Genomic DNA, 262 nt, shown 5'->3' with positions numbered 1-262 from the left:
GAATAACCGATACGTTTACGCTTATAGCAATTTGTGGTTGTAAGTGACTTAATTTTGTTGCTTGTATACATGCCTGTTCTATTACCCAAATACCTAACTCGGTTATTAAACCGTATTGCTCGGCAATAGCTATAAATTCATCAGGGAAAATATTTTCACCATCTAGTTGCCAGCGTAATAATGATTCAAAAGAGGTTACTTTTGAGGTTTTGCTATCAACAATTGGTTGAAATACTAGCCTTAAACTATTTTCTTCTATGGC

Annotated in this window: 1 protein-coding gene; it reads right to left on the bottom strand. The window is 34.4% G+C overall.

Annotated elements, in window-relative coordinates:
* Nucleotides 1-262 (bottom strand): EAL domain-containing protein (locus AAEY83_RS16150; RefSeq protein WP_351060631.1); only part of this gene is annotated, 262 nt, incomplete at both ends.

The sequence above is a fragment of the Psychrobacter sp. TB20-MNA-CIBAN-0197 genome (assembly GCF_040309765.1).
Lineage (GTDB): Bacteria > Pseudomonadota > Gammaproteobacteria > Pseudomonadales > Moraxellaceae > Psychrobacter > Psychrobacter submarinus.
This window is presented reverse-complemented; position numbering and strand designations above follow the sequence as displayed.